Annotated in this window: 10 protein-coding genes; 9 read left to right on the forward strand and 1 reads right to left on the reverse strand. The window is 72.3% G+C overall.

Annotated elements, in window-relative coordinates; translation table 11 throughout:
* The first annotated feature begins 75 nt into the window (after window positions 1-75).
* The 4 genes from WMF31_RS21775 to WMF31_RS21790 all read left to right on the forward strand — a co-directional run bounded on the left by WMF31_RS21775 (window position 76) and on the right by WMF31_RS21790 (window position 14,024).
* Window positions 76-3,768: an amino acid adenylation domain-containing protein gene (locus tag WMF31_RS21775; RefSeq protein ID WP_436603792.1), complete on the forward strand. Its 3,693-nt coding sequence runs from the start codon at window positions 76-78 to the stop codon at window positions 3,766-3,768.
* Entirely contained in the window at window positions 3,755-9,190 is a 5,436-nt protein-coding gene (locus WMF31_RS21780) for an SDR family NAD(P)-dependent oxidoreductase (protein ID WP_436603793.1), read from the forward strand. The genes WMF31_RS21775 and WMF31_RS21780 overlap by 14 nt, the downstream gene beginning before the upstream one ends.
* 133 nt (window positions 9,191-9,323) lie before the next feature.
* Window positions 9,324-9,722, forward strand: a complete 399-nt coding sequence (locus WMF31_RS21785) for a YybH family protein (RefSeq protein ID WP_436603794.1) — start codon at window positions 9,324-9,326, stop codon at window positions 9,720-9,722.
* A 111-nt stretch (window positions 9,723-9,833) separates the two neighbouring features.
* Entirely contained in the window at window positions 9,834-14,024 is a 4,191-nt protein-coding gene (locus WMF31_RS21790) for an AAA family ATPase (RefSeq protein ID WP_436603795.1), read from the forward strand.
* Window positions 14,025-14,247: 223 nt separating this feature from the next.
* Here WMF31_RS21790 and WMF31_RS21795 read toward each other — a convergent pair whose 3' ends face one another.
* On the reverse strand, window positions 14,248-14,670 hold the full coding sequence (locus tag WMF31_RS21795; RefSeq protein WP_436603796.1) for a nuclear transport factor 2 family protein: 423 nt from the start codon (window positions 14,668-14,670) through the stop codon (window positions 14,248-14,250).
* A 356-nt stretch (window positions 14,671-15,026) separates the two neighbouring features.
* On the opposite strand from WMF31_RS21795, the gene WMF31_RS21800 reads away from it, so the two are divergent.
* From WMF31_RS21800 to WMF31_RS21820, 5 genes are all read left to right on the forward strand, one after another.
* A complete protein-coding gene (locus tag WMF31_RS21800) occupies window positions 15,027-16,589 on the forward strand; it encodes a CotH kinase family protein (protein WP_436603797.1) in 1,563 nt (520 codons plus the stop codon).
* 192 nt (window positions 16,590-16,781) lie between these two features.
* Window positions 16,782-17,471, forward strand: coding sequence for a potassium channel family protein (locus WMF31_RS21805; protein ID WP_436603798.1), 690 nt, complete (start codon window positions 16,782-16,784; stop codon window positions 17,469-17,471).
* 64 nt (window positions 17,472-17,535) lie between these two features.
* Complete coding sequence (locus tag WMF31_RS21810) at window positions 17,536-20,298, forward strand: TonB-dependent receptor domain-containing protein (protein WP_436603799.1); 2,763 nt, start codon at window positions 17,536-17,538, stop codon at window positions 20,296-20,298.
* Entirely contained in the window at window positions 20,298-21,401 is a 1,104-nt protein-coding gene (locus WMF31_RS21815; protein WP_436603800.1) for a hypothetical protein, read from the forward strand. The genes WMF31_RS21810 and WMF31_RS21815 overlap by 1 nt, the downstream gene beginning before the upstream one ends.
* 156 nt (window positions 21,402-21,557) lie before the next feature.
* Window positions 21,558-26,621 (forward strand): protein kinase domain-containing protein, encoded by a 5,064-nt coding sequence (locus WMF31_RS21820; RefSeq protein WP_436603801.1) that lies wholly within the window; start codon window positions 21,558-21,560, stop codon window positions 26,619-26,621.
* The last annotated feature ends 16 nt before the right edge of the window (window positions 26,622-26,637 follow it).

A 26,637-nucleotide genomic window follows, 5' to 3' on the forward strand; every position in this document is an offset into this window, starting at 1 on the left:
CCCCGCGCCGTCTCTCAGGCGCGCACACGACGGCGGGTTTCCGCCCCAGGAGAGACTCCTGTCACCTCACACGACATGACCCACCACGACACAAGTCACGATACAAGCGCTGCAGGCCCATCTTTCCATCGCACGTTCGCGCTCCAGGCCGGGCGAACGCCAGGCGCCGTCGCCGCGTCGTTCGGCCCCGAGCGGCTCACGTACCAGGAGCTCAATCGAAGGGCGAACCGGCTCGCGCACCACCTGCGGAGCCTCGGTGTCGGCCCTGACGTCCTCGTCGCCCTCTGCGCGGAGCGCTCCCTGGAGGCCCTCGTCGGCCTGCTCGCGGTGCTCAAGGCCGGCGGCGCCTATGTGCCGATCGACCCCGCCTATCCGCGCGAGCGGGTCGCCTTCATGCTCGAGGACGCCGGGGCGCCCCTCCTCCTTACCCAGGCGCGGCTGCTCCCGTCGCTGCCGCGCCACGCGGCGCGCGTGGTCCTCCTCGACGACGATCGCGACCGCACAGCGGGCCTCGGCGACGAGGATCCCCCGGAGATCGCCGGCCCCTGCGACCTCGCGTACGTCATCTACACGTCGGGCTCCACGGGCAGGCCCAAGGGCACGCTGCTCACCCACCGCGGCCTCGCCAACCTCGTCCGGGCGCTGGCCGAGCGGTTCGACGTGGGGCCGGGCACCCGGGTGCTCCAGTTCGCGTCGCTCAGCTTCGACGCGTCGGTCTGGGAGATCGCGATGGCCCTCGCCCGGGGAGGCACCCTGGTGATGGCGACGCCGGCCGAGAGGATACCCGGGTCCGCGCTGCTCGAGCGGATGCGCGCCGAGGAGGTGGCGATCGCGACCTTCCCGCCCTCCTCGCTCGCCGCCTTCCCCGACGGCGCGGAGCGCGCGCTGCCCGCGCTCCGGACCCTCGTCGTCGCCGGGGAGTCCTGCCCGGCCGAGCTCGCCCTGCGCTGGGCCGAGGGGCGCCGGTTCATCAACGCCTACGGGCCCACCGAGTTCACCGTGTGCGCCACGATGGCCGAGGGGTTCAACGTGGGTCGGGACCCCGGCGACGCCCCCTCCATCGGCCAGCCGATCCGGAACGCGCGCTGCCTCGTGCTCGACGACGCCATGCGCCCGGTCCCGGACGGCGAGCCCGGCGAGCTCTACCTCGGCGGCCCCGGCCTGGCCCGGGGCTACCTGGGCCGGCCCGAGCTCACCGCGGCCCGGTTCGTCCGGGATCCGTTCAGCGCCTCCCCGAACGCCCGGCTCTACCGGACGGGGGACCTCGTGCGCCGCCTGCCCGGCGGCGACCTCGCCTTCCTCGGGCGCGTCGACCACCAGGTGAAGATCCGCGGCCACCGCGTCGAGCTCGGCGAGGTCGAGGCCGCGCTCGGGCGCCACCCCGACGTCCGCGCGGCCGTGGCCGCGGCCCACGACGGCCGCCTCGTCGCCTACGTCGTCGCGCGCGCCGGCGGCCCGGCCGGCCACCGCGGGGCCGCCGTGCCCGCGCTGCGGAGCTTCCTCCGCAAGAGCCTCCCCGAGGCCATGATCCCGTCGGCGTTCGTGCTGCTCGACGCGCTGCCGCTGAGCCCCAGCGGCAAGGTCGACCGCGCGGCGCTCCCGCCGCCGGACGCCGCCCGGCCCGATCGCGACGGCGACCTCGTCGCGCCGCGCAACCAGATCGAGGCCGCGATCGCCGCGGCGTGGGCCGAGGCGCTCGGCGTCGCGCACCTCGGCGTCCACGAGGACGTCTTCGACCTCGGGGCGCACTCGCTGCTCGCCGCGCGGGTGCTGTCCCGGCTGCGCAAGGCGCTCGGCGTCGAGCTCCCCCTCCAGAGCCTGTTCGAGGCCCCCACCGTCGCCGCGCTGGCCGACGCCGTGGCGTCGCTCCCCCGGCAGAAGCAGCGCGCGTCCGCCGCGCCCATCCGGCCCGCGCCGCGCGACCGGCCCATCCCCCTCTCGCACGGGCAGCGGCAGATCTGGCTCCACGCGTCGCTCCACCCGGGCGCGCTGTTCTACAACGAGCCGTTCTCCCTCCGCCTCTCCGGGCCCGTCGACGCCGCGGCCCTCGGGCGCGCGCTCGAGGAGCTCCTCGCCCGCCACGAGATCCTGCGGAGCGTCGTCGCCGTCGTCGGCGGCGAGCCCGTGCAGCAGATCCTGCCCCCGGCGCCGTTCGATCTGCCGGTCGTCGACCTCTCGGGGCTGCCGGCCGAGGCGCGGTGGGAGCGCGCCGTCGCGCTCGCCACGGACGAGGCCCGGCGCCCCTTCGACCTCGCGCGCGGCCCGCTCTTCCGGGCCACGCTGGTCCGCCTCGACGGGGCCGATCACGCGCTGTTCATGGTGGTGCACCACATCCTGATGGATGGAATCTCCCTCTTCGACGTGCTCCCGCGCGAGCTGCTCGCGCTCTACCGGGCGTTCGCCGCGGGCAGGCCGTCGCCGCTGCCCGACCGCGCGATCCACTACGCCGATTACGCGGTCTGGCAGCGAGAGCAGCAGCAGAGCGGCGCGACGGAGCCGCAGCTCGAGTACTGGCGACGGCAGCTCGCCGACCTGCCCACCCTGGAGCTACCGACGGACAGGCCGCGCCCGGCCGCCCCGAGCCTCGGCGGGGCCCGCCATCGCCTCGCCCTGCCCCGGGAGCTCACCCTGCGGCTGAAGGCGCTGGCCCGGGAGGAGGGTGTCACGCTCTTCGTGGTCCTGCTCTCGGCGTTCAAGGCGATGCTCCACCGGTACGCGCGCCAGGACGAGATCGTCGTGGGCACGTCCGCGTCGTGCCGGAACCCGCCGGAGACCGAGGACCTCCTCGGCTTCTTCCTGAACACGCTCGTGCTGCGCACCGACCTGCGCGGGGATCCCACGTTCCGGCAGCTCCTCGGCCGCGTGCGGGCGGTGAGCCAGGCCGCGCTCTCGCACCAGGACGTGCCGTTCGCCGCCGTCGTGCAGGCGCTCCAGCCGAAGCGGATCCCCGGCCAGAACCCGCTGTTCCAGGTCGCGTTCGTGCTGGAGCCGCCCGTGCCGGCGCTCGATCCGGGCTGGACCCTGAGCCAGCTCGACGTGGACACGGGCGCGTCGAAGCTCGATCTGACGCTGGAGCTCGACGAGCGCGAGGACGGCATCATCGGGCGCATCGAGTACAGCACCGCGCTGTTCGACGCGCACACCATCGAGCGGATGGCGGGCCATTACGAGAGCCTGCTCGAGGGCGCGGCGCGCGACGCCGATCTCCGCCTCTCCGCGCTGCCGCTCCTCACGCCCGATGAGCGCTGCGCGCTCGGCGCGTGGGGCGCCGCCCCGGCCGGCCCCGGGTCGGAAGGGCCGCAGGACCGGGCCGGCGATCGGGTCCGCCGGGTGCCGGACAGGCCGATCAAGGTGCTCCGATCCGAGGACGCGCCGGCGGTGGCGCCGCGGAGCCCACTCGAGGAGCGGCTCATCGCGATATGGCAAGACGTCCTCGGCATCGATCGCGTGAGCGTGCACGACAACTTCTTCGATCTGGGCGGCCACTCGCTGCTCCTGACGCGCCTCCACGAGCGCGTCCGCGAGTCGTTCGGCAGCGATCTCTCCATCACCGACCTCTTCGCGCGCCCGACGGTCATCGACCTCGCCGCGTTCCTCGCGAGCAGCAGCCGCGACGGCGAGAGCGGCGGCGGGGACGGGGGCGGGAGCGGCGGCGGGGACGGGGGCGGGAGCGAGCTCTCCGAGGCCGACGCGCGGGCGCTGAAGCAGCGGGCGATCCTGAAACGAAAGAAGCAGGTGGCGAAGAGCAGGCAGAATGGATCCGCTTGATCAGCCGGTCCCGGAGGACCAGATCGCGATCATCGGGATGGCCGGGCGCTTCCCGGGCGCGAAGAGCGTCGACGCGTTCTGGCAGAACCTGCGCGACGGCGTCGAGTCGATCGTCGCGCTCTCGGATGAGGACCTCGCCGGGGCCGGCGTGCCCCCGGAGGTGGCCTCGGACTCGAGCTACGTCCGCGCGCGGGCCGTGCTCGACGACGTGGAGTGGTTCGACGCGGCGTTCTTCGGGATGACCCCGCGGGAGGCCGAGATCCTGGATCCGCAGCACCGCTGCTTCCTGGAGTGCGCGTGGGAGGCGCTCGAGCACGCCGGGTACAACCCCGAGGCGTTCAAGGGGACGATCGGCGTGTACGCGGGCGCCAGCGGGCACGACACGTACTTCCTCAACAACCTCTACCCGAACCACGAGCTCAGGAAGGCGATGGACTATCAAGTCTACGTCGCCAACGACAAGGACTTCCTGGCCACGCGGACGTCCTACAAGCTGAACCTCCGGGGGCCGAGCGTCGCGGTCCAGACCGCCTGTTCCACCTCGCTCGTGGCCGTCCACATGGCCTGCCAGGCGCTGCTCACGTACCAGTGCGACATGGCGCTGGCCGGCGGCGTGGCCATCCACGTCCCCACGCGCTCGGGCTACCTGTACCGGCACGGCATGATCCTCTCGCCCGACGGGCGCTGCCGCACGTTCGACGCCGAGGCGCAAGGGACCGTCGTCGGCAACGGCGCGGGCGTCATCGTGCTGCGCAGGCTCGAGGACGCCCTCGACAGCGGCGATCACATCGAGGCGGTGATCCGGGGCTCGGCCGTCAACAACGACGGCTCGGGCAAGATCGGGTTCACCGCGCCGGGCGTGGAGGGGCAGGCGCTGGCCATCGCGCAGGCGCTGGCGATGGCGAACACAGACCCTGAGACGATCTCCTACGTGGAGGCCCACGGCACGGGCACGCGCCTCGGCGATCCCATCGAGGTGGCGGCGCTCACCCGGGCGTTCCGCGCCCGGTCCCGCAGCCAGCGCAAGGGCTGGTGCGCGCTCGGCTCGGTCAAGCCGAACGTCGGTCACCTCGACGCCGCGGCCGGCATCACCGGCGTGATCAAGGTCGTCCAGGCGCTCCGCCACCGGCAGATCCCGGCCACGCTGCACTTCAGGACGCCGAACCCGGAGATCGACTTCGCGAGCAGCCCGTTCTACGTGAACGCGACGCTCGCGGACTGGGAGCCCGGCGAGGGGCCGCGCCGCGCCGGCGTGAGCTCGTTCGGCATCGGCGGCACCAACGCCCACGCCATCCTCGAGGAGGCGCCCCACGCGGCGGCCGCGCCCGGCGGGCGGTCGTGGCAGCTCCTCCTGCTCTCCGCCCGCACACGGACCGCGCTCGACGCGATCACCGCGAGCCTCGTCGGGCACCTCAAGGAGAACCCCGACGTCAGCCTGCCGGACGTCGCGTTCACGCTGCAGGTCGGCCGCAGGACGTTCCCGCACCGGCGCATGCTCGTCTGCGACGACGCGGAGGAGGCGGTGAGCCTCCTGTCGACGCTCGGGGAGCGGCGGGTGCTCGCCCACGTCGAGGAGGCCGTCGATCGCCCGGTCGTATTCATGTTCCCCGGCCAGGGCACGCAGTACGTCGGCATGGCGCGGGAGCTGTACGAGCGGGAGCCCACGTTCTGCGCCGGCGTCGACCTCTGCGCGGCCATGCTCCAGGCGGAGCTCGGGCTCGACCTGCGCGAGGTGCTCTACCCGCCCCCGGGGCGCGAGGACGCGGCCGCGGAGCTGCTCAGGCAGACCCGCTTCGCGCAGCCGGCGCTCTTCGTGATCGAGTACGCGCTGGCCACGCTCTGGATGGAGTGGGGCGTCCGGCCGGCGGCGGTGATCGGCCACAGCCTCGGCGAGTACGTCGCGGCCTGCCTCGCGGGCGTCTTCGCGCTGGAGGACGCGCTCCGGATCGTCGCCCGGCGCGGGAGGCTGATGCAGGAGATGCCGCCGGGCGCGATGCTCGCCGTCCCGCTGCCCGAGGACGAGGTGCTGCCGCTGCTCGACGAGGGGGGCGGCGCGCTCTCGCTCGCGGCCGTCAACGGGCCGTCCGCCTGCGTGGTGGCCGGGCCCGAGGACGCGATCGAGGCGCTCTCGGACCGGCTGTTCGACGAGCGCGCGCTGGAGTGCCAGCGCCTGCAGACGTCGCACGCGTTCCACTCGCGGATGATGGAGCCGATGCTCGCCGCGTTCACCGAGGTCGTCGCGCGCGCCCGGCCGAGCGCCCCGAAGATCCCGCTCGCGTCGAACGTCACCGGCACCTGGCTCTCCGCGGCCGACGCGCAGAGCCCCGAGTACTGGGCGAGGCACGTGCGCGAGCCGGTGCGCTTCATGGCGGGCCTCGGCGAGGTGCTCGCGGATCCGACGCGCGCGCTCCTCGAGGTCGGCCCGGGCCGGGTGCTCTCGACCCTGGCCAAGCACCACCCGGCCCGCGGCGCCCGCCGGGTGATGCTCTCGTCGATCCGGCACGTGCACCACCGCCAGTCCGACATCGGGTTCCTGCTGGAGACCCTGGGCCAGCTCTGGCTCTCCGGCGTCCGCATCGACTGGTCGGGCTTCTACACCCACGAGCCCCGGCGGCGCGTGCCGCTGCCGACCTACCCGTTCGAGCGGAAGCGGTACTGGATCGATCCGCCGGCGCTCCCCGCCGCGAGCCCCGCGAGCTCCCCGCGGCGGCCGCAGCGCAGCGCGCCCGAGCCGGCCGGCCTGCTCCACCTGCTCGCCTGGCGGCGCTCGGTGCTGTCGGGGTCGATGAAGTCGTCGGCGCGGCCGCCCGGCACCCGGAGCTGCATCGTCTTCGCGGACGACTACGGGCTGGGCGCCCGGATGGAGATGCGGCTCCGCCGGGACGGCTACCGGGTCATCACGGTGCGGCCGGGGGGCGGCTTCGCCGCGGCGGGCGACGGCGAGTTCACCGTCGACCCCGCGAGCCGCGCGGATCACGCGGCCCTGTTCGGCGCGCTCCGCGCCGCGGGCGTCTCCCCCTCCCGGATCATGTTCCTGTGGGGCGTGTCGAAGCCCCCGCGCGCGCCGCTCGACGCGGGCCGCCTCGAGGCGGCCCAGCGGCTCGGGTTCTTCGGCCTCATCGCGCTGGCCCAGGGGATCAGCGACGCGGGGCTCCGCGACGAGGTGCGGCTCGGCGTCGTGACGAGCCACATGCAGAAGGTGACCGACGCGGCCGTGCTCTGCCCCGAGAAGGCCACGCTGCTCGGCGCGGTCGAGGCGATCCCGAGGGCGTACCCGAACATCTCGTGCATCAGCGTCGACATCGACCTGCCGGAACCGCGCACGCTCCAGGAGGGCCGGCTCATCGACCAGCTCCTCGCCGAGGTCACGCTGGACCAGACCGAGCAGGTCGTCGCCTACCGCAACGGGGAGCGCTGGGTCCGGGTCTTCGAGCCCGCGCGCATGGACCGCGCGGAGGGCCTGCCGCCGCGCCTCCGCGAGGGCGGCGTGTACCTGATCGCCGGCGGGCTCGGCGTCGTCGGGTCCACGCTCGCGCAGCACCTCGCGAAGATCGCGCGCGCGAAGCTCGTCCTCACGGGCCGCACGCCGCTCCCGCCCCGCGAGGCGTGGGACGACCTGCTCAAGGCCTCGTCGCTCGCCGCGCAGCGCCGCAAGATGCGCGCGGTGATCGAGATGGAGCGGCTCGGCGCCGAGGTCCTGGTCCTGACGGCGGACGTCACGCAGCTCGAGGAGATGCGGGGCGCGGTGGCGCAGGCGATCGAGCGCTTCGGGCGCGTCGACGGCGTGATCCACGCGGCCGGCGCGGGCCGCGACGTGCCGCTCCCGCGCCTGACGCGGGCCGAGGGCGAGGCGCTCCTCGCCCCGAAGCTCGCGGGCGCGCTCGTCCTCGACGAGGCGCTCCGGGGGCTCCGGCCCGATTTCGTGGCGCTGTGCGCCGCGCGGACGGCGGGCGCCCGCGGGGCGGGCCTCTCGGGCCAGCACGCCGCGACCGCCTTCCTCGACGCCTTCGCGCAGCGGCGGGCCGCCGGCGACGGCCCGCTCACGATCGCGATCGACTGGGACGCCTGGCAGCGGCCGGACGCACCGCAGGGCGAGCGCGAGGCCGAGGAGGGCGGCGCGCCGTCCACCGAGGACGGCCTGTCGCGCGACGAGGCGCTCGACGCGTTCCTGCGCATCCTGACGAGCCCCACGCCCCACGTCGTGGTCACGCGGCGCGACGCGCAGCCGAGGAGCCGCAGGACGCCCAGCTCGGCCGCGCCGCCCTCGAGGGAGGCCGAGTCCGAGGGCATCCCGAGGTCGGTGCACCCGCGGCCCGACCTCGACACGACCTACGTGGCGCCGCGCGATCCGCTCGAGCGCGTCATCGCCGAGACGTGGGAGAAGCTGTTCGGCATCGAGCGGATCGGCGTCCACGACGACTTCTTCGCGCTCGGGGGCGACTCGCTGCTCGCGGTGCAGCTCATCTCCCGGCTGCGCAACGTCGTGAACATGGACCTGCCCGGCCACAGCCTGCTGAACGCCCGGACGGTGGCGACGTTGGCCGAGCTCATCGCGCAGTCCGACTCGCCCTCCTCGACGTCGCTGTCGCGGCGCTCCCCCGCGCGCCTCTTGCCCGCCTCGCTCGTGCAGATCAAGCCCGGCGCCGGGCGGCCGCTCTTCCTGATGCACCCGGTCGGCGGGCACGTGTACTTCTACCACGATCTCGCCACCTGCCTGGACCCGGCGCAGCCCGTGTACGGGCTGCAGGCGCAGGGCATCGAGGGCAAGGCGCCGCCGCTCACCCGGGTCGAGGAGATGGCCGCGCGCTACCTCGAGGCGGTGCGGCGGCACATCCAGCCGGAGGGCCCGTACATGCTCGGCGGGTCGTCGTTCGGCGGCGTCGTCGCGTTCGAGATGGCGCACCAGCTCATCTCCGGGGGCGAGCGCGTCGCGCTGCTCATGATGATCGACACGCCGGCGCCCACGGCGGTGTTCCCGGAGGATCTCGACAGCCCCGAGCGCCTCGCTTACCTCATCAGCGGCGATCCGAGCGAGCCTGTCCCCGAGGAGGAGCTGCGGCACCTCTCCCCCGACGAGCGGCTGCTCCACGTGCTCCGGCGCAAGAAGGGCGTCTCCAGGATGTTTCCGAAGCTCGCGCTCCAGGAGCTCGCCACCTTCCGCAAGATCGTCACCGCCAACCTGCAAGCGCTCCTGCGCTATGTCGCCCGCCCCTACCCGGGCGACGCGCTCTTCTTCCAGGCGAGCGAGCGCGACCCCATGACCGTGGACAACCCGGCGCAGGGGTGGCGCGATCTGATCCAGGGCGAGCTCACCGTTCACGAGGTCCCGGGCAATCACATCACCATGAATCTGCCGCCGAACGTGCAGGTCATGGCGGATCACGTGCGCGCGGCCCTCGGGGCCCTGGGACGCGAGGGCTGATGTTGACGGGGCGCCGGCGGGCTCTCTACGATGGGGCTCACGGGGCGACGGCGACGCCCCCGCGCGATCTCGCGGGCTCGACCCCGGTCCGGGCCCAGCCCGGGCCCGGCCGAGCCGGGAGCGGAGGTGGAGGATGTCGAAGATCACCGCGGAGCAGGCAAGGGAGGAGCACGTCTCGCTGCTCAAGGCGTGGACGAAGGCGGTGGGGGCCGTCAAGGACTACGGCTTCCTCGATCGCCACCTGAGCGATGAATGGAGATATATCGATTACAACGGGGTGCCCCGCGGGAAGGCCGAGTACCTGGAGCTGATCGACAGCATGCTGAGCTACACGCAGGAGATCAGGCACTGTGACGTGCGCATCGTCAAGGAAGATGTCGCCATCGTGAGCGGGATCTACCGCGCACACACCGAGCTCAAGGGCGGCGTCAAGCTCGATAACACCATCGCCTTCACCGCGATCTGGGAAATTCAGGACGGGCAATGGAGGGCGCTCGTGCACCACACGACAAGGATCCCCGACGCGTCGTGACGGCACGCCGAGCGGGGCGGCGCGCCGCGCCGCTGGAGGAAAGATTGACAGGGATCCTGCTTCTAGTACCGTCCAGACAGGATCGTCCTGTCGGCGATCACCAGGGCTCCCATGGATCTCCGTCCGTTTCTGTCGCACGCGGTGCAGATCGCATCGGCGCTGCTCAAGCTACATAAATCAGGCGTCCTTCACCTGGACATCCGCCCCGCGAACGTCTCCGCGCACCCGGAGACGGGGGAGGTCACGCTCGAGGGCGGGCTGGCTGCGGCGCGCGGCGATCTGGGCTTCTCGGACGAGACGAAGATCAACCCGGCGTCGCTCCCCTACATCGCGCCGGAGCGGACGGGGCGCGTCGACTGGCCGATCGACGAGCGGGCCGATCTCTACTCGCTCGGCGTCACGCTGTACGAGCTGCTCTCCGGCAAGCTGCCGCTCGAGGCGGAGGACGCGCCCGGGTGGGCGCACGCCCACATCGCGCGGGCCCCGGCGCCGCTCGCGGACGTGGCGACGAGCGCCCCGAGGATCGTGGCCGAGATCGTGATGAAGCTCCTCGCGAAGGCGCCGGAGGAGCGGTATCAGACCGCGCTCGGGCTCTGGTCGGACCTCCAGATGTGCCTCACCGAGCTGGAGGAGCTCGGGATGATCGACTCGTTCCCGCTCGGGACGTCGGACATCCCGGACCGGCTGCAGCTCCCGAGGAAGCTCTACGGCAGGAAGCGCGAGCGCGCGCTCCTGCTCGAGGCGTTCGAGCGCATGGTCGTGACGGGCACCGCCGAGCTCGTGCTCGTCGCCGGCTACTCGGGCGTCGGGAAGACCTCCCTCGTGAAGGAGGTGCAGGAGCCGATCGTCCGCGAGCACGGGGCGTTCATCGCGGGGAAGTTCGAGCAGCTCCAGCGCGACATCCCCTACCGCACCATCGCCCAGGCGTTCGGGGAGCTCGTCCGGCAGCTCCTGACCGAGAGCCCGCAGTCGCTCGCCGTGTGGAAGCACCGGCTGCAGGAGGCGCTCGGCCAGGAGGGGCAGCTCATCATCGACGTCGTCCCGCAGCTCTCGCTGATCCTCGGCGAGCAGCCCGCGGTCCCCGAGCTCGCGCCGAACGAGGCGCGGCGCCGCCTGGTCCGCGTGTTCCACGCGTTCCTCGGCGTGGTCGCCCGCAAGCGGCACCCGCTCGTGCTGTTCGTGGACGACCTGCAGTGGGCGGATCCGGCGAGCCTGAAGCTGCTCCGCGACATCGTCGCGTCGCCCGAGAAGCGGCACCTGCTCGTGATCGGGGCGTACCGCGACAACGAGGTGAGCCCGTCGCACCCGCTCATGGAGGTGCTCCGGCAGCTCCACACGACCGGCGCGCGCGTCTCGACGCTCAGCCTGGAGCCGCTGCCCCAGGAGAACGTCCTCGAGCTCGTCATGGACACGTTCCGCTGCGACGAGGTGCACGCGGCGCCGCTCACCCGGCTGCTCGTCCAGCGGACGGGCGGCAACCCGTTCTTCGTGGGCCAGTTCCTGATGGAGCTCTACCGCCAGAAGCTGGTCTGGGTCGACGCCACGAGCGCCGTCTGGTGCTGGGACATCGAGGCGATCGCCGCGCAGGACCTGACCGACAACGTGGTGGATCTGGTGCTGACCCGCATGCGGCGGCTCGACGGCGAGACGCAGCGGGTCCTCTCCCTCGCCGCGTGCCTCGGGGCCCGCTTCGACGCCGAGGTCCTCTCGGCCATGTACGGCGAGTCGACGCAGGCGACGCACACCGCCATCACCCCGGCCATCCGCGAGGGGCTCGTGGCGCGCCGGGGCGGCACCTACAAGTTCCTCCACGACCGCGTGCAGCAGGCCGCCTACCTGCTCATCCGCGAGGGCAAGCACGCCGAGACGCACCTCCGCATCGGGCGCCTGCTCCTGGTCCAGACGCCCGAGGAGGCGCTGGACGACCGGCTGTTCGAGATCACGCACCAGCTCAACATCGGCGCGGCGCTCATCACCGACGCGGGCGAGCGGCGCAGGGCGGCGGAGCTGAACCTGCGCGCCGGCCGGAAGGCGAAGTCCTCCGGGGCCTACGGCTCCGCGGTGGCCTACTTCTCCGCGGGCGCGGCGCTCATCGGGGAGGACGACTGGGCGGGCGAGCACGACCTGCTCGCCTTCTCGCTCCACCTGGAGCTCGCCGAGTGCGCGTGCGTGAACGGGGAGTTCGACCGGTCGATCGCGCTGTGCTCGATGCTGCTCGGGCGCGCGCGGACGCAGCTCGACAAGGCGGCGGCCTACCGCGTGCTGATGCAGAACCACACGGCGCGTTCGGAGCACGACGCGTGCATCGGCGTCGGGCTGGAGTGCCTCGAGCTGCTCGGCATCAAGCTCCGGCGGCAGCCGCCCGACGACGAGGTGGTCGCGGAGATCACGGCGCTCCGCGACGCGCTCCGCGACCGGGCGGCCGACGAGATCCTGGGTCAGCCGAGGATGACGTCGCCGCCGAGGGTCGCGGCGATGGGCGTCATGGCGGTGCTGTACGCCTCGTCGTTCTACACGGATCCGAACCTCAACGACCTCCTGGTCTGCCAGATGGTTCGGCTCAGCCTGCTCCACGGCAACGCGGAGAGCACCGGCATCGGATACACGAGCCTCGGCAAGGCGCTCTGCATGCGGCTCGGCGCGTACCGGGACGGCGACCGGATCGGCCGGGTGGGCTACGATCTGACCGACAGGCTGAACGCGCTCACCTACAAGCCCGAGGTGGCCAACCTCTACGGCTGCCTGTGCTCGATCTGGACTCACCATATCGACACCGGGATCGCGTGCCAGCGCGCGAGCATCCAGGCGGCGAACGAGGTCGGGAACCTGACGTGGGGGAGCTTCAGCAACATCCAGCTCACCCTGAACCTGCTCGTGCGGGGCGACCCGCTCGAGGAGACGTACAAGATCGCGGTGAGCGGGCTCGATTATGCGAACAAGGCGAAGATCATGTTCGCGGCGGACGCCATCACGAGCATGCAGCGCTTCGTCCAGGCGCTGCGGGGCCAGACGCGCCACCTCGACACGATGAGCGGGGACGACTTCGACGAGCATGCGTTCGAGGCCCGCCTCGAGAAGGAGAGCTTCCCGAGCGTGCGGCTCGTCTATCACGTCATGAAGACCGCACAGCACGTTCTCTCGTGCAACGACGAGGGGGCGGCCCGGGCCGCGGAGGCGTCGGAGCGCAACCTCTCGGGGAGCGACGGGAGCCTGTTCGCGGCCGAGGTTCATTATTATGGTGCCCTCGCCCGGGCGGCGCGCTTCGCCGGCGCGGCGGCGGAGGAGCAGGCCGGGCTCCGGCGGTCGCTCGAAGGCCACGAGGCGCAGCTCCGCGCGTGGGCCGAGAGCTGCCCCGACAACTTCGCCGGCAAGCACGCGCTCGTGGCGGCGGAGCGCGCGCGCGTCGAGGGCAGGCCCGAGGACGCGGCGGCGCTCTACGATCGGGCGATCATGGCCTTCCGCGAGAGCCGGTTCATCCACCAGGAGGCCCTCGCGAGCGAGCTCGCCGCCCGCTTCTACCTGGATCGCGGCTACACCGGCCTGCCCGGGCTGTACCTGCGGGAGGCGGTGGCGGCGTACGCCCGCTGGGGCGCGAGCGCCAAGGTGCGGCAGCTCGAGCAGCGGCACGCGCTCGTGCTGGACCAGGAGCGGCACCGCGTGACGAGCAGCGGCGTCATGACGATGGCCGCGGACGCCATCGACGCGCAGACGGCCGTGAAGGTGTCGCGGTCGCTCTCCAGCGACATGACGCCGAGGGAGATGATGGAGTCGCTCATGCGGCTGGTCATCGAGCACGAGGGGGCGGAGCGGTGCTGTCTGCTGCTCACCGGGGACGGCCTGCGGCTCGCGGCCGAGGCCGTGGTGGACCGCGACGGGACGAGCATCCGGGTGTTCGAGCGGAGCGACGCGCCGCTCGCGACCCGCGTGCCGACCTCGATCATCCACTATGTCGAGCGGACGCGGGAGCGGGTGCTGCTCAGCGACGTGGGGGCGAGCAGCGCCTTCGCCACGGACGAGTACCTGGAGCGCGAGCGGCCGAAATCCGTGCTCTGCCTGCCGCTCATGAAGAACCCCGGCGAGGTGGGCGGCCTGCTGTACCTGGAGAACCGGCTGGTCCACGGGGCGTTCATCCTGCGGCGGCTCTCCCTCCTGGAGTTCCTGGCCGCCCTGGCGCTGCAGAACACCGTGCTCCGCGGCGAGCTGGAGCAGGAGGCGCAGAAGCGCCAGCGGACCGAGGAGGCGCTGCGCCGGAGCGAGAAGGCGCTGCGGGACCTGGCCGAGCTGGCCGACGCCTCCACGTGACACGCGCCCAGGGCCCCGCTCCTCCCCGCGCGGCAGCCATGGCCCCGCTCAGGCGCCCTCGAGAGTTCAGGCACTCTTGAGGGCGCAGGCGCCCTCTAGAGCACCGATCACGTTGACCAAGCGAGAGATCAACCGCCAAGGCGCCAAGGACGCCAAGAATTGATTCTCTCCTTGGCGTCCATGGCGCCTTGGCGGTTCGAATTTCTGCACTTTTCAGGCGGTTTCAACCCGTTTGTCGCCCCAGGACGTGGCCCACGCGGTCGAGGAACGGCCTGTCCGACGCGGAGAGGTGGAGTTGAACGAACCGCCACGTCGCGCCGTCGCGCTCCACCGTGCAACTCATCCGGAGCGCGGGCAGCTCGAAGCGCACTCCGCCCATCGTGGCGTGAATGCCAAAGCCGGCCGTCCCGGCGCAGGCCGCCGCGCCGCCGGCCAGGAGCCGTACCTGGATGTCGCCGGTGATCTCGCACACGAGATCCTTCAGGAGCTCGCTCTGCATCCGGAACGAGCGTTCGACGTCGGTCCAGCGCGTGAAATGCAGCCTGTCGTGCGTGCCATAAAAGATGAGCGCGTCGTCGTGAGCGAACATACCGCTCAGCGCGGCGACGTCGCCTCGCTCGAAGGCCCGCGTGAACGCGATGAGCATCTGACGAACCGAATCTTCTGGACTTGTGAGCTGTTGTTCCAAGGACGCCATGCGCCGCGCTGCTCCCGTGTCGATCCGAGCCTGTTCCCGGCCGAGCATACAGCACCCCGGAGGGCGCGCGCGAGGCCGGCGCGCCGCGGCGCCAGCGGGCTTCGAGGCGTCGATGTCGGCTGACCTGCGGCAGGTACGGTCCGCCAGCGCAGCATCACCCCCTGAGCGCCCCGGACGCAGGGGGCTCCCTTCCCGCGCGGCCAGCCGCGCCGGGCGGACTGCCGAGATCGCTTGTCGATGCCGCGGGGCCGCGGCGCCCGCGCAGGACGCTCGCATCGGCGCGGCGCCGCGTTAGGATCCCCCTCATGCGGCACTGCCACCTTTCCCGATCGCTGACGACGGTCCTCCTGCTGGGAGCGCTCCACGGCGCTGGCTGCTCCGGCGACTCGACCTCTCCGGGGGGCAGCGAGGCGCGGCGCTGCGAGCCGTCGGGCGGCGGGCCGCACTGGCTCCTCGAGGGGGAGATCTTGAGGTTCCCCGTGACGTGCGCGACCGGCCTCACGCTCCCCGACGACGCCATCGAGGTCGGCCCGCTGCCCGAGGGCGCCTCCTACGACCCGGCCGGCCGCGAGGTGATGTTCACGCCCGGGCTCGATCAGGCCGCGGTCTACGAGATCGAGATCCGCGTCGCGCCAACGTCCGAGGTCGGGCGCGTCAAGATCGGGGTCGCCGATGACTGGGCCGCTCCGTTGAACGTGCCCGTCGTCGATCCGGCCCGGTATCCCGAGGAGTACGGCCTGCCGGTGCTCTTCCTCTCGCCCACCCCCGAGGCCAAGGAGTACGCCCCGGCCACGGTGATCTACCGCGGCCATACGTACGCCGCCGAGGCGGAGCTCCGCGGCGAGAGCTCGCTCGGTTATCCGAAGAACAGCTTCACCCTCAAGTTCCCCAAGAGCGACAAGTTCAACGAGCCCCACGAGGCAGGCGGCTTCACCGGTCGTCGCAAGGTCGTGCTGATCAGCACGTTCGACGACAACTCCTATGTCCGGCAGCGCCTCGCCTACGATCTCTGGAACCGCCTCGATCCGGAGCACATCCAGATCAAGACGTTCAGCGCGGTGGTGTACCTCGACGGGGAGTACGCGGGGCTCTACACCGTCGGCGACCACGTCGACGGCTACCTGATGGAGGACCACGGGTACCCGCAGGACGGCAACCTCTACAAGGCGGTCAGCCACGACGCGAACTTCTCGCTGATCTCGCACCAGAACGACGGCGAGCCCAAGGCGACGCTGCACGACGGCTTCGAGAAGAAAGAGGGGGAGCCGCCCGAGGGCGAGCCGGGGGCGTTCGCGGACCTGGAGGAGCTCGTGGATTTCGTGGCCACCTCCGACGCGGAGACGTTCCGCGCCGGGATCGGGGCGAGGATCGACCAGCGCGACTACGAGGACTGGTGGATCTTCGTCACGTTCATCATGGCCAACGACTCCGCCGGGAAGAACAGCTATCATTACCACGACCCGGCGCCGGGCAACGTCTTCCGCTTTGCGCCGTGGGACTTCAACGCGAGCTTCGGCCAGTCGTGGCAGACGATGCGCGAGCCGGCCTGGACGCGCGTCGACTACGCGGACACGAACCTCCTCTTCCAGCGATTCCTGGAGGAGCCCGCGATCGGCGATCCGCTGCGCGCCCGCTACGGGCAGGTCCTGCGCGGCGCGCTCGACGAGGCCGCCGTCCTGGCGCTCGTGGACGGCTATGTCGAGCGCATCGACGCGAGCGCGCGCCGGGACGAGGCGCGGTGGGGCGAGGCGTACCGGAGCTACGAGGGCTGGAGCTCACGCACGGACTTCACGACGTACGCGGAGGAGATCGCGTACCTGAAGGGGTGGATCTCGGCGCGGTGGGAGCACCAGGACGCGCTCTACTGAGCGCCGATCTCTCCCCTCCCCCGCGCGCGCCGCGCCGCCCACGATCGCCGCCCCCCGGCCGGGTGCCCGGCGGCGTGGACGAGGTCCCCCGGGCGCTCGACGCCCTCCGCGCGCCGATCTGTGGCGCTGGGCGCGCATCCGTGAGAGGTTCACGGCCCCGCGCCGACGCGGAGCGGCGCGCGAGCGGAGGCCATGAAGTCGAAGAGCGTACTCGTCATCGGACTCGGTCGGTTCGGCACATCCATCGTCGAGACCCTCTGGAAGAACCGGGCGGAGGTGATCGCGGTCGACCACAACGCCGAGGCCGTCGACGCCGTGAAGGACAAGACCTCGGCCGCGTTCGTCGGCGACGCCACGGTCCCCAAGGTGCTCGAGGGGATCGGCGCGCAGGACGTGGAGACCGCGATCGTGACCTTCGGCGAGCACTTCGAGCCGTCCGTGCTCTGCGTCGCCTCGCTGATGCGGATGGGGGTGCGCGAGATCATCGCGCGCGCCGCCACCGATCGGCAGGCCGACATCCTGCGCGCCGTGGGCGCGACCCGCGTGATCCAGATCGAGTCCGAGATGGGCCACCGCGTCGGCGCCGACATCACCATGCCGCTCGCGCAGGACCTCCTGGACCTCGCGAGCCACTACCGCGTGGTCCCCTGGAGCGCGCACGGGCCGCTCGTCGGCCAGACGCTCGCCGGCTCGAAGATCCGCCAGCGCTACCGGATCAACGTGCTCGGCGTCCGGCGGCACGAGGCCACGAGCAAGCTGCCCGTCGGGAAGCCGCGGCTCGAGGCGCCCACACCGGACTACGTGATCCGGGACGGCGACACGCTGCTGCTCGTCGGCGACGGCGACGACGTGAGCCGGTTCGTGGCCGAGGTCGGGGGCTGAAGCACGGTCCCGTCCCCGGGATGCATCTTTCGATTTCGTCCTTCTTGTGCGAAGGGTCGAGCGCATGGCTTCCACAGCGTCCTCTGCGATGCGCGTCATCACCTCGGAAGCGCTGCTGCTCGCGGTCGCGATGGCCGGCACCGCGGCGCACGCGCAGCCCACGGGCGCTCCGCCGCCGGAGCCGCCGGCCGAGGGGCCGGACTCCGGCGCCTCCGTCCCGCGCGGCGGCGCCGGCGCGGTCGTGGTCCCCCAGCAGCCGGAGGCCGCGCCGGCGCCGGCGCGCGTGCGCCCGCCCGAGCTCCGCACGTACGCCCCGCCGCTGTACCCGGCCGCGGCCCAGCGCGCAGGGATCGAGGGGAGCGTCATCCTCAAGCTCGACATCGACCGGACCGGGCGCGTCACCAAGGCCGAGGTCGAGACGCCGGGCGGGCACGGGTTCGACGAGGCCGCGCTCGCCGCCGCGCCGGGCCTCGTCTTCGAGCCGGCGCGCCGCGCCGACGGCACCCCGGCGCCGTCGCGCATTCTTTACCGCTACAACTTCACCCTGACGCCGAGGCCCGCGGACGCCGCCGCGCCGGCGCCGCCGGCGGAGGTCGAGACCCTGGTCGGGACCGTCCTGGCGACGGGCACCGGCGAGCCGCTCGCGGACATCCCGGTCCGCCTCGTCCGCCCCGACGGCGGCCACGACGACGCGAAGACCGATCTGAACGGCAAGTTTCACTTCAAGGACCTCCCGCCCGGCCGGTACCGGGTCGAGATCGCCGCCCCGGGGTTCGCGCCGTTCGCGGCCGACGAGGAGATCGCGGAGGGCGAGGCGATCGAGGTGCGCTACCGCATCGCGCTCGCCGCGCCCGCGGACGGCGAGGCGGTGGGGATCGAGGTGACCGTGGAGGGGGAGCGCCCGCCGCGCGAGGTGACGCGGAGGAAGCTCGAGCGCCGCGAGATCGACCGCATCCCCGGGACCGGCGGCGACGCGCTGCGCTCGCTGCAGAACCTGCCCGGCGTGGCGCGCAGCGGCTTCGGCCTGCTCATCGTGCGCGGGTCGGCGCCAGAGGACACGCTCACGTTCATCGATCGCACGCCGGTGCCGCTCATCTACCACTTCGGCGGCCTCTCCTCGGTCGTGCCGACCGAGATGCTCGAGAAGATCGACTTCTACCCGGGCAACTTCGGCGCCGAGTACGGCCGCGCCATGGGCGGCATCGTCGACGTCGGGCTCCGCTCGCCGAAGCAGGACGGGAAATACCACGGCGTCGCCCAGCTCGATCTCATCGACGGCCGCCTGCTCCTCGAGGGGCCGGTCCCGTACCTCGAGGACTGGACGTTCATCGCGGCGGGCCGGCGGAGCTGGGTCGACGCGTGGCTCGGGCCCGTGCTCAAGGAGGCGGGCTCCAGCGTGACGCAGGCGCCGGTCTACTACGATTACCAGTTCGTCCTCGAGGGCCGCCCCTCCCCGACCGAGCGCGTGCGCGCGAGCTTCTACGGCTCGGACGACGCGTTCGAGATCCTCCTCGACGAGCCCCCCGGCGAGGAGCCGGCGCTCACGGGCGACATCGGGCTGCACACGGCCTTTCAGCGCTTCCAGCTCAGCTACGAGAACCGCCTCGGGAGCCGGGATCGGCTCCTGTGGTCGATGGCCCTCGGCCGGGACGTGGCCGAGTTCCAGATAAGCCCCCTCGCCTTCACCATCGACTCGACGTCCCTCGATCTCCGGATGGAGCTCTCGCACCGGTTCGCGCGGTACCTGACGATGAACGTCGGGGCCGATCTCTCGGGCGGCATCGCCACGGTCAACGTCCGCGCGCCCGCGCGGCAGCCCGCCGGCCACCCGTCGAACCAGCCGTTCTCGCTGTCCCCGTTCCAGGACCGGTCGTTCGACGGCGCCTACTCACGGCCCGCCGCCTACGCCGAATTCGAGGTCGTCCCCACACCGCGCGCGCGGATCGTCCCCGGGGTGCGGCTCGACTACGCGATCGACACGCGCACGCTCGACGTGAGCCCGCGCATCAACGGGCGCTACGACATCCGGAGCGGCTTCCCGCGGACGACGGCCAAGGGGGGCGTGGGCCTCTACCACCAGGCGCCCCAGTTCCAGGAGAGCATCGAGCCGTTCGGCACCGCGGGGCTCAAGTCGAACCGCGCCGTCCATTACGGGCTCGGCGTCGAGCAGGAGATCACGCCGCAGATCGACGTGACGGTGGACGGGTTCTACAAGCAGCTCGATCGGCTGGTCACCTACGCGCCGGAGGAGGACGGGTATGCGAACCAGGGCACGGGGTACGCCGTGGGCGGCGAGGTGCTCCTCAAGTACAAGCCCGACGAGCGCTTCTTCGGCTGGGCGGCCTACACCCTCTCGCGCTCCGTGCGCACGGACAGGCCCGGCGAGGAGGAGCACCTCACGCCGTACGATCAGACCCACGTCCTGACCGTGCTCGGGAGCCTGCGGCTCGGCCGGGGCTGGGAGCTGGGCGCGCGCTTCCGCCTGGTCTCGGGCAACCTGGTGACGCCCTATGTCTGCAACCCGGACAACGAGGGGTGCAATCCGAACCGGCTGAACGCGCTCTATCACGCGTCGTCGGCGAGGTACGTGCCGATCCCCGCCGGGGGCGACTACAGCGAGCGGATGCCGCTCTTCCACCAGCTCGACCTCCGGGCCGACAAGACGTGGCGCTTCAAGACATGGCAGCTCGCGTTCTACGTCGACGTGCAGAACGTCTACAACCACATGGCCGCGGAGGGCATCAGCTACAGCTTCAACTACGCGAAGCGGGAGTACGTGACGGGGCTGCCGTTCTTGCCCACGATCGGGCTGCGAGGAGACTTCTGATGACACGGACGGCATCGCCCCTGCGGCGCGCGCTGCTCTTTGCGCTTTCGATGATGGCCCTGGGCGCGCCGTGCTGCGCCGGCGGCGGCCTGTCGCCGGCCTCCGAGGTGGCCGGGCTCCGCGTCCTCTCCGTGACGGCGGACCTCCCGTACGCGCTCCCGGGCGAGGACGTGACGCTCCGGATGACCTACGCCGACGCGCCCGGCGACGAGGCCGGGCGCGGGCCGCGGCCGGTCGAGATCACGTGGCTGGGCGGCTGCGTGAACCCGCCGGTCGGCGTGGACGAGCACCTCGGGTGCCTCCCGCAGTGGCTGGACACCTACCTGAAGGTCGTCGCGGGGACGAACGACGGCGAGGGGCTCTTTCACCGGGAGGTCGTGACGGCGGAGCAGAGCGCCGAGAAGAACGGCGTGCCCGACGCGCTCTCGTTCACGCTGAAGGTGCCCACGGACATCCTCGCTTCGGCGGAGACCGCCGAGACCGGGACGGTGTTCTCGACGGCCTATGTGCTCTTCGCCGCCTGCGCCGGCGCGACGCGCCCGGCCTCGGCGCCGGAGGAGGCCGGGTTTCCGCTGGAGTGCGTCGGGGAGGACGGCGAGGTGCTCGGCGCGGACGACTTCGTCGTGGGCTACACGCAGGTCTATGCGTTCAAGAACGGCCGGAGAAACGGCAATCCCGTGGTGCGCGGCCTCGCGCTCGACGACGTCGCGATCGCGGAGGGCGAGGACGCGCTCCCGACCGTCCCCCGGTGCGGTGCCCTGAAGGAAGACGCGCCCCAGGGCTGCAGCCGGCCGGAGCCGGGCGACGAGTGCACCACGTTCGAGATCGAGGCGCTGATGGACGACTCCGCCGAGCGCGATGACGAGTCGGCGGGGCTCGGCGGGCCGGCGGTGCGCGAGGCGATATGGGTCGACTATTACACGGACGGGGGTGAGCTCTCCCGATCGCGGCGCCTGGTGAGCGACACGGTCACGGGCTTCCAGGAAGAGCGCGAGGTCACGTGGACTCCACCCTCGGAGCCGGGGGTCGTGTCGCTGTGGGCCGTCGTGCACGACACGCGAGGGGGCGCGAGCGTGACGCGGCGGCAAGTCCGCGTGGAGTGAGCGTCGGACATCAGACCGTCCTCACGACATCGGCCCATCGGGTTCACGTTCATCCACAACGTATCACCTGCGACGCGACGCGCCGGGTCACCGGATGTAATGCGGCGCGCGTGGTGCCGCTTGATGTGATGGAGAGAACCGTTCTAATAGCGTCTCATGTCGAGCACGCCCGGTTACACCCTCACGCGCCTCATCCACGAGTCCGCCACGTCGACCGTGTACCGGGGGTACCGGAACGAGGACGGGGCGCCCGTCGCGGTGAAGCGGCTCAAGGGCGATCGCCCGGATCCCGCCGAGATCGCGAAGCTCAGGTACGAGCACGCGATCGCCAGGGAGCTCTCGCTGCCCGGCGTCGTGCGGGTGCTCGCCCTCGAGAAGATCGGGGCGAACCTCGCGCTCGTCATGGAGGACGCCGGCGGCTGCCCGCTGCATGAGCTCATCGGCTCGAGCGCCCTGGACCTCCAGGCGGCGCTCCGGGTCGCGCATTCCCTCGCGAGCACGCTCGATTCCATTCACCAGCGCGGCGTGATCCACATGGATATCAAGCCGCAAAACGTCATCGTCGACACGTCCACCTGGGACGCCAAGATCATGGATTTTGGCAGCGCCACGCGCCTCGCCCAGGAGGAGCAGCGGTCGAGGAGCCCGGCCGGGTTCGAGGGCACGCTGGCGTACATGTCGCCCGAGCAGACCGGGCGGGTGAACCGCGTCATCGACGCGCGCACCGACCTCTACTCGCTGGGGGTCACCCTGTATGAGATGTTGACCGGCAGGCTCCCGTTCCAGACGCAGGATCTCATGGAGCTCGTGCACTGCCACGTCGCCAGGGTCCCCGTGCCGCCGCGGCAGCTCTCCCCGGAGATCCCGGGCGTCGTCTCGGAGATCGTGATGAAGCTCCTGGCCAAGAGCCCTGACGATCGGTACCAGGGCGCTTACGGCCTCGAGGCCGATCTGGCCGAGTGCCTCGACCGCCTCCAGGCGACGTCGACGATCGAGCCGTTTCCGCTCGGGCGCCGCGATCACGTGGACGTGCTCCGGGTCCCGCAGAAGCTCCACGGCCGCGAGGCGGAGCTCGCGATCCTCGACGGCGCGTGGAGGCGCGCGTGCCAGGGCGCGAGCGAGGTCGTGCTGGTGTCGGGCCACGCCGGCATCGGCAAGACGCTCCTCGTCGGCGAGCTCCACCGGGCGATCGCGCAGGGCAAGGGGTACCTCGTCGCGGGCCGGTTCGACCGGATCGACCGGACCACCCCCTACAGGGCGGTGGCGCACGTGTTTCGAGAGCTCATCCGGGCGTTCCTGGCCGAGCCCACGGAGGCGCTCGCCGCATGGAAGGAGCGGCTCGGGGCCGCGCTCGGGCTGAACGGCCGGCTCGTCGCCGACCTCATCCCCGAGCTCGAGCTCATCCTCGGCCCCCAGCCCGGCGTGGCGCCGCTCGGGCCGACCGAGGCGCAGCGCCGGTTCTACCTCACGTTCCAGCGGTTCCTCGCCGCCATCCCCACCCGGGAGCGCCCCCTGGTCCTCTTCCTCGACGACCTCCAGTGGGCGGATCCGGCCTCGCTCAAGCTCCTGGAGCAGCTCCTCGCCGGGTCGGGGGTCGGGCACCTGCTCTTCGTCGGCGCCTACCGCGACAGCGAGGTCGACGGGGGCCACCTCCTGTCGCTCACGCTCGCGGAGCTGCGCAAGGCGGGCGTGGCCGCGCGCGAGATCCGGCTCGAGCCGCTCGATCTGCCCGTCGTGACCCGGCTCGTCGCCGACACGCTCTCCTGCGATCCCGGGCGCGCGGAGCCGCTCGCGCGCCACGTGATGAGGAAGACCCACGGGAACCCGTTCTTCGTGGGCCAGTTCCTGAAGGCGCTGCACGGCGAGAAGCTCATCGCGCTCGATCGGGCAGCGGGCGCGTGGACCTGGGATCTGCCGCGCATCCAGGAGATGAACGTCACCGACAACGTCGTCGACTTCATGGCCGGCAAGCTGCGGGAGCTCGGCGAGGGCGCGCAGCGCATCCTCTCGCTCGCCGCGTGCATCGGCCACCGGTTCGACCTGAAGACGCTCGCGGAGCTGCACGGCGCGCCGTGCCACGACGCGGCCCGGGAGCTCTCCGAGGCGCTCCGCGAGGGCCTCGTCGTCGCCGTCGACGCCGAGTCCAGGTTCTTCGACGTGGCCGTGGACGACGAGGCGAACGGCCGGCCGAGCGGCCCCGCGCCCGCGTTCGACGTGTCCTACAGGTTCCTGCACGATCGGGTCCGGCAGGCGGCGTACCTGCTCCTCGACGACGCCCGCAAGCAGGCGGTGCACCTCCGGATCGGGCGGCTCCTGCTCGCGGGGCGCGGGCCCGGAGGGCCGGAGGGCGAGGTGTTCGAGGTCGCGACCCACTTGAACCTGGGCGCGCCGCTCATCACCGACGAGGAAGAGCGCCGCGCGCTCGCGCGCCTGAACCGCGAGGCGGGCAAGCGGGCCAGGGCGGGCGCGGCGTACGAGACGGCCGCGGGCTACTTCGAGGCCGGGATGGCCGCGCTCGGCCCGGGGAGCTGGGACGAGGACTACGAGCTCTCCCTCGCGCTCTGCACGGGGCTCGCCGAGTGCCGGTGCCTCACCGGGCAGTTCCGCGCGGGCGATCGGCTGTTCGACGTCGCCCTGGAGCACGCGAGGACCCGCCTGGAGCGCGCGCAGATCCACGGCGCGCGCATGTCGTTCCACCTGACGCTCGGCCAGCTCGCCGAGGTCGTGCAGTGCGGCCTGCGGGCCCTGGCGCTGCTCGGGGTCGACATCCCGGAGGCGGCGGAGGCGCGGGGCGCACAGCTCGAGCGCGAGCTCGGCGAGCTCCGCGCGTACCTGTCGGACCACGAGGTCACGGAGCTCCTCGCGCTGCCCGTCGTCACCGATCCCGAGGGGCAGCTCGTCCTCCAGCTCCTCGCGGACCTGACGCTGCCCGCCACGTCGCTGCGCATCCCCGCCCTGGGCGCGCTCGCGCTGATCAAGCAGCTCAACCTCGCCAGGGCGCGCGGCACCTCGAGCGCGTCCGCGTACGCCTGCGTGATGTACGCGATGTTCCGGATCGACGGCGTCTTCACGCACGGGACCACGCAGGAGCGGTACCGGGAGGCCTACGCGTTCGCCAGGGTCGGCATCGCGCTGAACGAGCGGATCCCCGACGCGCGCATCACGTGCCAGCTCCTCACGAGCTTCGCGGCCATCCTCCACTTCTTCGAGCCGCTCCGGGACACGATCAAGCTCCTGACCCGCGCCCGGCAGGCCGGCCTGGAGGCCGGGGATCTGGCGTACGCGTCGTACTGCTGCATCCACATGATCTCGGCGAGCCTGGGCCTCGGCGACGATCTCGGCGCGGTGGCCGAGGAGATCGAGCAGGGCCTCGCGCTCATGCGGAGGACCAACGACCGGCTGACGACGCACGTGCTCACGTGCGCGAGGCAGGTCGTCGCGAACCTCGCGGGGCGCACCGCGGGGGCGCACACCCTGAGCGACGACGCCTTCGACGAGGCCGCCTTCGTCGGCGCCGTCTCGGCCCCGGAGCTCGTCTTCGTGAGCGCCTGGTACCACCTGCAGAAGGTCGAGCTGGCCTTCCTGTACGGCGACCACGGCGCCGCGCGCTCGCACCTCGACGCCGTGGAGAAGCTGCCCGCCGGCGCCGCGAACAACTTCTGGGCGACCGAGCGCGCGCTGTACGCCAGCCTGGTCCTCGCCGCGTCGTACGAGGAGGCCGAGGGCGGAGGCCGGGAGCGGATCCTGTCGGCGATCGCCGCGCACCAGGCGCAGCTCGCCCACTGGGCCGAGCTGTGCCCGGCCAACTACGCGCACAAGCACCTGCTCGTCGCGGCGGAGGTCGCCCGCATCACGGGCGACGAGCGGGGGGCGATGGCGCTCTACGACCGGGCGATCGACGGCGCCCAGGCGTCCGGCTTCACGCGCGACGAGGCGATGGCGAGCGAGCTCGCCGCGCGGCTCTACCTCGCGAGCGGTCGCGTCCGGTGCGCGCGCGCCTACATGACGGACGCGGTCCACGCCTACCTGCGCTGGGGCGCGACGGCCAAGGCCGACCGGCTGACGTCCGAGGCGCCGCACCTCGTGGCGCGGGCCGAGCTCCTGCGGATCCCCCCGGGCCGCGCGCTGGAGCTCCCCCGCGACTCGATCCAGACCACCTCGACCACGCGGCTCAGCACCGGCGTGCTCGACGTCGAGGCGGTCCTCCGGGCCGCGGAGGCCATCGCGGGCGAGGTCATCCTGGACAGCGTGGTGCAGAAGCTCGTGGACATCGCGATCCAGAACGCCGGCGCCAAGAAGGGGGTGCTCATCCTGGAGCGCGAGCAGCGGCTCGTGATCGAGGCCTCCATCACGGAGGATCCGCGCGTCGCGCGGGTGGGCCAGTCCATCCCGGTCGAGCGCAGCGACGAGGTGCCGCTGTCGATCGTGCAGTACGTCGCGAGGACGCGGGAGCCGGTGGTCCTCGCGGACGGGAAGCGGGAGGCGCGCTTCGCCGCCGACCCGTACGTCGCCGCGCGCGATCCGCGCTCGATCCTGTGCCTCCCGATGGTGCACCAGGGGAACGTGACCGGCATCCTCTACCTCGAGAACAGCGCGTCGCGCGACGTGTTCACGCCGGCCCGGCTGGAGCTCTCGAAGCTCCTCCTCGCGCAGGCGGCGACCGCGGTGCAGAACGCGGTGCTCTACGCGCACCTGCACCGGCGCACGGAGGCGCTGCGCGGCGCGGAGGAGCGGCTCCGGGTCGAGTTCGCCGAGCGGGAGCGGAGCGAAGAGGCCCGCGTCGCGCTCCAGGAAGAGATCATCCGCGTGCAGAGCGCTCGCCTGGCGGAGCTGTCCACGCCGATCATCCCGATCACGGACCGGATCATGGTCATGCCGCTCATCGGGATGATGGACGCGCAGCGGGCGCAGCAGGTCCTGAGCACGGCGCTCCACGGGGTCGAGTCGAGCCGCGCCGACGTGGTGATCATCGACATCACCGGCGTGCGGACGGTCGACAGCGACGTCGCGAGCACGCTGATCAACACGGCCGTGGCCCTCCGGCTGCTCGGGGCGCAGGCGGTGATCACGGGCATCCGCCCCGACGTCGCCCAGACGCTCACCGGCCTCCAGATCGACTTCGGCGCGGTCGTCACGCGGGGGAACCTGCAGAGCGGCATCGCCTACGCGCTCCAGCGGACGGGGAGCCCCGGCGCGCTCCTCGGGGCGCGGCCGGGCTGAGGGGCGCGCGGGGCGC

The organism is Sorangium sp. So ce1036, from assembly GCF_051369805.1.
GTDB classification, from domain to species: domain Bacteria; phylum Myxococcota_A; class Polyangia; order Polyangiales; family Polyangiaceae; genus Sorangium; species Sorangium cellulosum_F.

Coding starts and splice junctions, on each gene's coding strand:
- WMF31_RS21775 (WP_436603792.1), top strand. CDS start 76: ATGACCCACCACGACACAAGTCACGATACAAGCGCTGCAGGCCCATCT.
- WMF31_RS21780 (WP_436603793.1), top strand. CDS start 3,755: ATGGATCCGCTTGATCAGCCGGTCCCGGAGGACCAGATCGCGATCATC.
- WMF31_RS21785 (WP_436603794.1), top strand. CDS start 9,324: ATGTCGAAGATCACCGCGGAGCAGGCAAGGGAGGAGCACGTCTCGCTG.
- WMF31_RS21790 (WP_436603795.1), top strand. CDS start 9,834: ATGGATCTCCGTCCGTTTCTGTCGCACGCGGTGCAGATCGCATCGGCG.
- WMF31_RS21795 (WP_436603796.1), bottom strand. CDS start 14,670: ATGCTCATCGCGTTCACGCGGGCCTTCGAGCGAGGCGACGTCGCCGCG.
- WMF31_RS21800 (WP_436603797.1), top strand. CDS start 15,027: ATGCGGCACTGCCACCTTTCCCGATCGCTGACGACGGTCCTCCTGCTG.
- WMF31_RS21805 (WP_436603798.1), top strand. CDS start 16,782: ATGAAGTCGAAGAGCGTACTCGTCATCGGACTCGGTCGGTTCGGCACA.
- WMF31_RS21810 (WP_436603799.1), top strand. CDS start 17,536: ATGGCTTCCACAGCGTCCTCTGCGATGCGCGTCATCACCTCGGAAGCG.
- WMF31_RS21815 (WP_436603800.1), top strand. CDS start 20,298: ATGACACGGACGGCATCGCCCCTGCGGCGCGCGCTGCTCTTTGCGCTT.
- WMF31_RS21820 (WP_436603801.1), top strand. CDS start 21,558: ATGTCGAGCACGCCCGGTTACACCCTCACGCGCCTCATCCACGAGTCC.